We start from the raw sequence: 9746 nt of genomic DNA, 5'->3' as shown, positions 1-9746 counted from the left end.
TGACGCGGATGCCGTATCCACCCAGTTCGACCGCCAACGAGTTCGTCAGCCCGACCACGCCGAACTTGCTGGCGCAGTAGTGACCGCATCCCGGTACGGCCTTGATGCCCGCCGCCGAGCTGATGGTGATGATCGAGCCCCCGTTGCCCGCCTGAATCATCGCCGGCACGGTCGCTTTGATGGTGTTCCAGACTCCGGTCAGGTTGGTGTCGAGGACGTCTTGCCATTGCTGCGCCGAAATCTCCCACAGCCGGCCCCAATTGAGCACGCCGGCGTTGGCGACGACGATGTCCAGGCGGCCGAATTGGGTGATCGCGTCGTCGACGAGCCGTTGTTGCCCCGCCGCGTCGCGGACGTCGACCTGCGCGGCCAGCATCTTGCGGCCTTCGCTTTCCACCAGGCTCGTCGTTTCGGCCAGGTCCTCCGGCGTCGCGGCCGGGTAGCCGTTGTTCGCCGCCACCGGGCCGCACGCGTCGATGGCCACGACGTCCGCCCCGGCCCGGGCCAGCCGCACGCAATGCGAACGGCCCTGTCCGCGCGCGGCGCCCGTGACGAACGCGACCCGGCCGGCCAACGGTTTGTCGTTGTCGCTCATGCTATCTGGGCCTTCCGGGTCGGGGCCGCCTCGCACGGCGCGGCGGCGCGGGAAAACTCGTAGTCGGACAGTGCCGACTTGCGCGCGAAGCGCCGCGAGGCGGCGATCGTCTGCGGCCGGTGATAGACGGTGTCGCGCTGGGAGTTGATGAAATACGTGGACAACCCCGGATTGCACTCGGTGAAGTACAGGTGGGCCGTTTTTGCGCGGCGCCGCATCAGCGCGTTCCACCGCTGGAACGCTTGGGGTTTGACGCGCACGACCTCGGTGCCCTGCCGGCGCGCGACGTCGATGATCCGGACCGCGTGGGCGGCCATCGTCTCGACGAAGTCCGGCCACGCGAAGCCGACGAAGCCCAGCGGCCCGACGATCTCCCACCGGTTGGGCAACTGCGGGTGCGCCGTGCCGGCATAGGCGTGCAGGCCGTGCGTGCGGTAATACTCGCCGAGGTCGAATCCGGCTGTGCCCACCACGGTTCCGGGTCGATAGGTCTCCGGGTCCGTCCACAGCTCGTAACCGGTTGCCGCGACGATGAGGTCGGCGGGATGTTCGACTCCGTCGACGGTACGGATGCCGGTGGCGGTGATTCGATCGATGGCGGTGGTGATCAGGTGGGTGTTCGGATTGTTCAGTGCCGGCAGGAAGCTGCTGGAGATCACCGGCCGCTTGGCGAGGATCCCGTATCGCGGGACGAGCGCGGCGCGGGTGGCCGGGTCGTGCACCACGGCCCGCAGCAGCAGCCGGTACAAGGCGCGGCAGTACGCGTCGTACAACGGCATCGTGCGAACCAGGACGCGCTGCGGCAGCCGCGACAGCAGGTGGACGATGGGCGCGATCATCGCGATGTCCATTGCCCATCGTCCCGCCGAGTTGATGGCGCCGACCACGCCGGGCACCCGCAGGAACCGACGCATCAGCGGGGGAATGTCGAAGTCGATCTTCGGCAGCACCCAGGCCGGTGTGCGTTGGTACACCTCGAGATTGGCAGCCTGACCCGATAGGGCGGCGGCGATCTGCACACCGCTGGAGCCGGTGCCGATCACCGCGACGCGCTTGCCGCGCGGGTCGTAGCCGTCGTCCCAGGCGTTGGGCCGCAGGATGGTGCCGGCGAAGTCGTCGATTCCGTCGATGTCGACGCGCTGCTTGGCGTTGACATAGCCACCCACGGAGCTGATGACGAAACGCGCTGTGACGCAGGGCTTTCCCTCGATGTCGAGGTGCCAACGCTGCGTCGTGTCATCCCAGGACTGGCGCAGCACGTTGCAGCCGGTCTGCAAATGGTCGTACAGATGCAGCGACCGGGCGGTGTCGCGGAAATAGTCGTAGAGTTCGCGGCCCGGGGCGAAGAAGCGTGACCAGTTGGGGTTCGGCGCGAAGGAGAGCTGATACCACAGGCTGGGGATGTCCACGGCCAGGCCGGGGTAGTGGTTGTCGCGCCAGGTGCCGCCGACGTCGTCGCCGCGCTCCAGGATGACGAAGTCGAAAATCCCCTGCTGACGCAACAGGTGCCCGGCGGCGATGCCGCCCGGGCCGGCTCCGATGACGGCGACGTCGTAGTCAGCCATCTCGTCTCCTCTCGCTTCCGGTGAGTCCGGCCACGATGTGGTCGGAGACGAATTTGCCGACGGCGCGGGGGCTTTCCAGATTGACCACCATCGGCGGCAGCAGTTCGAAGCTGAGCAGCACGCGCACGATCCATTCCGCGGCGTGCCGGGGATTGACCGACTTTCCGACTTCGCCCCGGCGCTGGGCGGCCCGGACCAGTGGCGCCCAGAGGTTGATGGAGCGCTGCATGAGGTCCTCGCCGAGGTTGTCGAGCAGCAGGACGATGAGGCTCTGATTGAACCCCTTCGGGCCCAGCGGGTCTGAGGTCTGCCGGTGTTTGCAGATCACGTTGGCGGCCGCGGCCACCTGGCCGGCGAGGTTGTCTTGCCGCTGCACTTCGGCCGCCATGGTGGTGATGAAGCCGGTGGCGAGTTCGTCGAGCGCGGTTTTCAGTGCGGTTTCGCGGTTTCCGAACGCGTTGTGCACGGTCCCACGCGACACACCGGCGATTTCGGCGACGGCGGTCAGGTTGAACTGGCGGGGGCCCAGCCGGCGCAGCGTGCTGGTGGTGGCCGACAGCAGCGACGGTGAGACGGCGCGGATCGTCTCACGCGGCGTCGTCGTCGACATGTGAACACATTAACGAGATGTGTTCAACCCGGTCAACGATTCGTCAGATCCGCATCAATGCTGTGACAGCGGGCGGGGGCGTACCAGCGTCGGCCACCAGAACCACGGCCCCAGGATCCGCAGGATGGAGGGCACGACGAACGAGCGCACGATCAACGTGTCCAGCAGCAGGCCGATGCACACGGTCGATCCCACCTGACCGATGGTCCTCAGATCGCTGGTGAGCATGGCCAGCATGGTGAAGGCGAACACCAAACCGGCGGAGGTCACCACACCGCCGGTGCTGCCGAGCGCGCGGATCAGGCCGGTGTGGATCCCGCCGTGCAGCTCCTCTTTGACCCGGTTGATCAGCAGCAGGTTGTAGTCCGATCCGACGGCCACCAGGATGATGAACGTCAGCGGCAGCACGAGCCAGTGCAGATGCAGGCCGACCAGGTGCTGCCAGAAAAGGATGGACAGGCCGAACGCCCCGGCGTAGGAGAAGGCCACGGTGCCGGGAATCACCAAGGCCGCCACCAGGCTTCGCGTGATGAACAACATGATCAGGAAGATCAGCACGAAGGCCGCGATCGCCGCGATCAACAGATCCGACATCGCGTATTGCTTGATGTCCTTGTCGTTGGATCCCGAGCCCCCGATATAGACCCGGGCGCCGGCCAGCGACGTCTCTTTGAGGATCGTCTTTATCGCGTCGGGGAACTGCTCGACGTGCTCGACCCCTTCGGGGCCCATCGCATCACCCTCGTGGGTGACGATGAAACGGGCGGCTTTGCCGTCCGGCGACATCATCAGCTTCATGCCCGCCTTGAGGTCCTCGTTGTCGAAGGCCTCGTGTGGGATATAGAAGTAGTCGTCGCTGCGGGACCTGTCGAAGTCGTTGCCGACGTTGATCGAATCGTCGAAGGTCTGCTCGGTCTGGATGGACTGCAGGTCGGCCGAGCCGTAACTGTTGACCAACTTCAGCTGCAGCGCCTCGGTGTCATCGGCGGTGGCCTTCAGTTGGGCGATGATCTGCGGGAAGGCCTTGTCCACCTCCGCGAGGGAGATTTCGGCCTTGTCGATATCTTCAGCCAAGTGGTCGATGTGATCGATGGTGTCCCACAGCGATCGGAACGCCCAGCAGATCGGGATGTCGAAACAGTGTTTCTCCCAATAGAAGTAGCTCTTGATGGGCCGGAAGAAATCGTCGAGGTTCGAGACTTCCTCGTTCATTTCGTTGCTGACCCGTTTGAGGTCCTCGACGGTGAGCACCGTCTGGTGCAGTTCGTCGGACACCTTCTGGAAGAAGCCGATCTCCTTGCGTAGCACCGCCACGGAGTGCGCCTGGATCTCGGCCTGCGCATCGGTATTGGAGTTCTGCTCCCTGTTGAACGGGAGTTGTTGACCGTTGCCGCTGCCCTGCGTGGTGAACAGGTAGGGAATGCTGGCGTGTTCGAGCGCCCGGCCTAACGGCCGCGTCATGCCCTGCACCATCGCCACGCCATGCAGCCGGATCAGCGCCCTGGCGACGCGGTCCAGCGAGATGAAGTCGGCCGAGTTGCGCATGTCGTGATCGGTCTCGACCATCAACATCTCGGAGAACAGCTTGCTCTTGGGGAAGTGCCGATCGGCGGCCTGGAAACCGAGATTCGCAGGCGCACTGGCAGGTTGGTACTGCCGATCGTCGTAGTTCTGCCGGTAGCTCGGCACGAAGATCGCGCCGAGCATGACGACGGCGGAACTGGCCACCAAAATCGGCACCGGCCAGCGCACCACGCTGGCACCGATGCGCCGATAAAGCCGCCCGTGGACGTTGGTTCTCGGGTCGAACATCCCGAACAGGCTGCCCACGGTCAGCACCGCCGGACCCAGCGTCATCGCCGCCGCGATGGTGAACAGCATGGTGATCGCGACGGCCGGCCCCATGGTGTGGAAGTAGTTGAGCCGCGCGAACGTCAGGCAGTAACAGGCGCCGGCGATCGTCAGTCCGGACCCGATGATGATGGGTGCCACGCCCTTGTAGGCGATGTAGAAACTGTCCTCCCGGCTCTCGCCGGCCTGGCGCGCCTCGTGATAGCGGCCCATCAGGAAGATGCCGTAGTCGGTTCCGGCCCCCAGGGTCAGCGCGATGACGATGTTCACCGCGAACGACGACAATTCGATGTATCCGTAGTGCCCGAGGGTCGAGACGATGCCCTTGGCGACAAGCATTTCGATGAGGACGCCGAGCAGGGGCACCAGCAGGGTCGACGGGGTGCGGTACACCAGCAGCAACATCACGACGATGAGGATGATCGTCACGATGGTGACGTTGTTCAGGCTGGCGTTGGCGATGGTGAGCGTGTCGGAGGCCAGCGGAGCCGCACCGCTGACATAGACCTTGAGGCCCGGCGGAGGCGTGTCCTTCTTGATGATGTCGCGGACGGCGTCCACGGACTGGTTGGCCTGGATCTGGCCGATGTCACCGGCGAGACGAAGGAGCACATAGGTGCACTTGCCGTCGACGGATTGCGCGCCGGCCGCGGTGAACGGTTTGCCCCACAAGTCCATCACGTACTGGACGTGCTTGGTGTCGTTCTGCAGGCGGCGCATCAAATCGTCGTAGTACCGGTGATCCTGGTCGCCCAGTCGCCGGTTCGCCTCGAAGACCACCATGGTCAGGTTCGTGGAGTTGGATTCGTGGAACTTCTCGCCGATGTGCAGCAGCGCCCGCTGCGAGGGCGCGTAATGCGGAACCATCGGCCCGGCGAGCTCTTCGGCGACCCGTTCCACTTGGGGCATAAAGGTATTGGTGGTGACCGCGAGCAGGGCCCAGAACAAGATGATCGGAATCGCCAGGGCGCGCACCATTTTCGGGATGAACGGACGCTTGACCCTGGGATCCTCGAGGCGATGCTCGGTCATGCCGACTTCACCCTGCACTGGACGTCGGCGTCCTGATGATCGCCCGATTGTTCGTCGCGGATGACGCCGTCCACCAGCATTCGGCAACCGACCTGACCGCCGTGGACGTGCACCGAGATGCTGCCGGACGCCACCGTGAGCGTGGTGGTCTCCGTGTGGGACCACGGCAGGGTGGTGATGTCGACCTGATGCGGATGACCGTCGATGTCGACGTAGACCAGTTTCCCGCCCTGGCCGGCGTCGCCGAACACCTCGTAGGTGATCCGCTTGATGTTGAACTCCTCGGGTGCCTGCGGACCGTTGACGGTGATGACCGGCTCCGGTTCGGAGAACTGATGCACCTTGTACATGCAGAGCAGACCCACGCCGACCGCGACCACGGCGACCAACGGCATCCAGGTTCGCGCCAGGACGGTCCGACCGACGAAACGAGGGCTCATTCGATCACCTCTCGCGACCCGGTCCGGACATCGTGTTCGTGCCCCCCGCCCTCGCCCTCGTGCCCGCCAAATAGTAGACGGTCATGTGCTCAATTGACACATCATGGTGCAAAGACTCCGGACAGCGCAACCCGGACACGACCTCGAAGGCCGGCCGGCCCACCCGGGCGCCCGGTGGGCGCCGCACGTCCGGTCTCGTCGTGCGTCAGGCCAGCTTCTTCAGCCGCCGCCGCAACCGCGCGCTGCGGCGAATCTGAATGGCCAGGTTTGTCGAGGTCAACATGGGGATCACCCCGAGGAATGTGCGCTCCGAGGGCGTCGCTCCCTGCAGGTGGTAGAGACTGCCGAAGACGAAGAAGCAGCCGAGCATGAACAACGCGCCCGGGATGCACAGGGTCATCAACGAACCGCGATCGGCAACGACCTGCTTGGCGTAGTCCACCTCGTCGCGCGACATCGGTTCGCCCTTGCGGACCTTGTGCAAAACCGCTTTGGCGCTGCCGATTTCTTCACTGACCGGAGCAGTCGTTCGGCGCTCCAAGCGATTTACGTGCACGGCGGCGACGGCGGCCAGCGCCACGGCCAGGACGAGGGTGACCAGGGTCAGCAGACCGTAGAGATACGTGCTCATTTTCCAGTCCTTGCTCCGCTGTTGGACTTCCGAAGACTTTGCCGGTCCCTGATCACATCCCGGACGACGAGCCCGAGCAGGACGATCAGGCCGAGCGGCACCAGGAGCCTGAAGACGATCGAGGCGTGGCTGTACAGCAAGCAGTAGGCGACCGTCCCGATCACCACCATGGTGAGCAGGATGGCGCGATTGATCTTGTCCGTACTCATTGCAGGAACCTAACTTCTCGACGGCGAGACCTCAAAACCCGAAGTCGCCACCGCCGCCGGAATCGGAACCGCCGCCGCCGAAGTCCGATCCGCCCCCGAAATCGGAGCCGCCGGAATCCCAGCCGCCGCCGGAGTCCCAGCCACCGTCGAAGCCCACGTCACCGCCGCCGGAGTAGGTGGCGTCGTTGCCCGCGAATCCGACGTCGGCGCCACCGGAGTCCTGGTAGCCGCCGGTGAACCCCACATCGGCCGGCGGGCTGTTGTAGCCGGCTGCCTGTCCGCCGTCATAGCCGTAGCTGTTGGCATCGGCGAACGCGGAGTCGCGGCCGGCCTCGAAGCCGCGCTCGTAGCTGCCGCCCCAATGGTCGTCCAGCAACGCGTCCATCAGCAGCACGTCGGTCAGCGCCCACGTCCAGCCGGGACCCCAGAACGCGTACGGGTAATAGCCGGGGTAGAAGAACATTCCGTTGTGGTAGCCGCCGCCGTAGTAGTGCGGGTAACCCGGCTGCGCGGTGGTGCTGTAGTTGTTGTTGTTGATCGTCACCGTTTCGCCGGTGTCCGGATTCTTGGCCCGCACGGTGGCCTGCTTGCGGTCGTCGGCCGGGACAGAAGTCACGGCCGCGACGTCGGGTTGGCGCGGGTCGAGCTTCCGGTTGGCCTTGGCGACCGTGGACTCGACCACCCGCAGATGCGCCCGCGCGGAGCCGTAATCGCCCTTCTCGTAGGCCTTTCGGGCGTCGTACAGGCTGGCGTTGGCTTTCAGCGACTCGGCGCTGACATCGGCGCCGCCGGTGGTGAGCACCGCGTTGTCCAGGTCGCTGACGTTCGACGTGGCCGCGATCAATTCCTGCTTGATTTCCTCACGTGCCTCGGAGTCCTTGCGGTGCTTACGATTTCGGCCGATCGCGAACCAGAACAGGCCGGCCATGGCCAGCGCGATGCCGAAGATGACCAGCGTGACCTTCAGCCACGCCCACTCGTCGTGCTTTTGGTGCGCGACTTCAGAGGTGGTCGCCGGTCCGGCGGGGCTTGCATTGGCGCTCGCCAGCCTGGCGACGAACGCGCTCGTGGCGCCGTACGGGTCGTTGCGATGATCCCTCGCCGACTGATTCATGAATTGGTCGACGTTGTCGGCGATCGCCTTGGGCACGTTGTAGGCGCGCACGTGGTAGCCGCGAGCGTCGATGACGAGGATGACGCCGCTGAATCCGGCGTTGCGGCCCAGCATGGCGGTGTGTACGGCGTCGGCGGTGGTGACCCCGCTCTGGGCGGGCGACACCGCCGCCACCCAGACCGGTGGGCCCGCGCTCCACCGCCACGAGCTGGTGAGAATCTGCTGGTTCAGCTTGTCGGGATTCTGCAGCGGCGGTCTGGCGCCCGGATCGACCACCACATGCGTCTGGGCGTCGAACCTGCTCACCAGCTGGTCGGTGTAGGTGTCGGCCGAAGCGGTCGGCACCAGCAGCATGGCCAGTGCCACGGTCAACGGGACCAGGACAAGGCTGCGCAAGCGTGTGGTCACATCTCTCCTGCCACGAGTCGTTCTGTCGATCGCGGGGCCGCGACAACGTCCCAGTGCACCCTGCGCGTGAGCGCCCACCCTAGCCCGTTTCGGGCGGCTCTGCCGCGGGGCCGGGCGGCGCCGGTCGCGGCGGTGGTCGATGGCCCGCCGGGCGCGGCCGGACTACCCGGCCGGCGCTAGATCTTGACCGTCAGCGGCCAGACGTTCCAGATCTCGTCGCAGTACTCGGTGATGGCGCGATCCGACGAGAACTTGCCGCTGCGCGCGGTGTTGAGGATCGACATCTTCGTCCACGACTCGCGATCCTGCCACGCGGCGCCGACCCGCTCCTGACAGTCCACATACGACGCGTAGTCGGCGCACACCAGGAAGGGGTCGTCGTAACGCAGGTTGTCCACGACGGGCTTGAACACCTCGGTGTCCCCGCGCGAAAACGTCCCCGCGGCAATCAGATCCAGCACAGCGCGCAGCTCGTCGTCGCCGTCGATGTAATCGCCCGGGCGATACCCGTCGGCCTTGACCGCCCCGACTTGCTGCTCGGTAAGCCCGAACAGGAAAAAGTTCTCCGGCCCGACCTCGTCGCGCATCTCGACGTTCGCCCCGTCCAGGGTGCCGACGGTCAGGGCCCCGTTGATCATGAACTTCATGTTCCCGGTGCCCGAGGCCTCCTTGCCCGCGGTGGAGATCTGTTCGGACAGATCGGCCGCCGGGTAGATCAGATGGGCGTTTTGCACGTTGAAGTTCGGCACGAAGGCCACCTTGAGGAACCGGTTCACGTCCGGGTCGGCGTTCACGGTTTCGGCGACCGCGTTGATGAGCTTGATGATCCGCTTGGCCAGGAAGTATCCAGGCGCGGCCTTGCCGCCGAAGATGAAGGCCCGCGGCGGGATCGACAGGCCGGGGTCACACTTCAGGCGGTGATACAGCGCGACGACGTGCAGGACGTTCAGGTGCTGGCGCTTGTACTCGTGGATGCGCTTGACCTGGACGTCGAACATCCAGTCCGGGTTCAGTTCGACGCCGGCCACCGAGTGGACGTATCTGGCCAGGCGGGACTTGTTGTTGCGCTTGATGTCGCGCCACTCGCGCCGGAAGGCCGCGTCCTCGACGAACGGCTCGAGCCCGCGCAGCCGGCCCAGATCGGTCAACCAGCCGTCGCCGACCGTGCGGTCCAGCAGTTCGCGCAGCCCGGGGTTGGCCAGCGCGAGGAAGCGGCGCGGTGTCACGCCGTTCGTCTTGTTGCTGAACCGTTCCGGCCACATCTCGTAAAAGTCCTTCAGCACACTGCTTT

9 protein-coding genes are annotated in these 9746 nt (G+C 65.4%); all 9 read right to left on the bottom strand.

Going from position 1 to position 9746, the window contains the following annotated elements; all coding sequences use genetic code 11:
• On the bottom strand, positions 1 to 595 hold a 595-nt coding region (locus A9W96_RS11100; protein WP_067139728.1), incomplete at its 3' end, for an SDR family NAD(P)-dependent oxidoreductase.
• On the bottom strand, positions 592 to 2160 hold the full coding sequence (locus A9W96_RS11095; protein WP_067139725.1) for an NAD(P)/FAD-dependent oxidoreductase: 1569 nt from the start codon (positions 2158 to 2160) through the stop codon (positions 592 to 594). The genes A9W96_RS11100 and A9W96_RS11095, both read right to left, overlap by 4 nt.
• Entirely contained in the window at positions 2153 to 2770 is a 618-nt protein-coding gene (locus A9W96_RS11090; protein WP_066864840.1) for a TetR/AcrR family transcriptional regulator, read from the bottom strand. The genes A9W96_RS11095 and A9W96_RS11090 overlap by 8 nt, the downstream gene beginning before the upstream one ends.
• Positions 2771 to 2824: 54 nt before the next feature.
• Complete coding sequence (locus tag A9W96_RS11085; protein ID WP_067139723.1) at positions 2825 to 5653, bottom strand: RND family transporter; 2829 nt, start codon at positions 5651 to 5653, stop codon at positions 2825 to 2827.
• The gene (locus A9W96_RS11080; RefSeq protein WP_197497969.1) at positions 5650 to 6093 is read right to left on the bottom strand and encodes an MmpS family transport accessory protein; all 444 of its coding nucleotides are present in this window, start codon (positions 6091 to 6093) and stop codon (positions 5650 to 5652) included. Before A9W96_RS11080 ends, A9W96_RS11085 begins: the two co-directional genes overlap by 4 nt.
• Before the next feature lie 205 nt (positions 6094 to 6298).
• Positions 6299 to 6724 (bottom strand): hypothetical protein, encoded by a 426-nt coding sequence (locus A9W96_RS11075; RefSeq protein ID WP_066881300.1) that lies wholly within the window; start codon positions 6722 to 6724, stop codon positions 6299 to 6301.
• A complete protein-coding gene (locus A9W96_RS11070; protein WP_066881298.1) occupies positions 6721 to 6933 on the bottom strand; it encodes a hypothetical protein in 213 nt (70 codons plus the stop codon). Before A9W96_RS11070 ends, A9W96_RS11075 begins: the two co-directional genes overlap by 4 nt.
• Before the next feature lie 31 nt (positions 6934 to 6964).
• Positions 6965 to 8455 (bottom strand): hypothetical protein, encoded by a 1491-nt coding sequence (locus A9W96_RS11065; RefSeq protein WP_066881296.1) that lies wholly within the window; start codon positions 8453 to 8455, stop codon positions 6965 to 6967.
• A 176-nt stretch (positions 8456 to 8631) separates the two neighbouring features.
• The coding region (locus A9W96_RS11060) for a glycogen/starch/alpha-glucan phosphorylase (protein ID WP_197499487.1) at positions 8632 to 9746 on the bottom strand (1115 nt) is incomplete at its 5' end.

Origin of the sequence: Mycobacterium sp. 1245852.3 (genome assembly GCF_001669335.1) — a bacterium.
Classification (GTDB): domain Bacteria; phylum Actinomycetota; class Actinomycetes; order Mycobacteriales; family Mycobacteriaceae; genus Mycobacterium; species Mycobacterium europaeum_A.
Note: the sequence above shows the minus strand (reverse complement) of the source record. Positions and strands in the feature narration are given on the sequence as shown.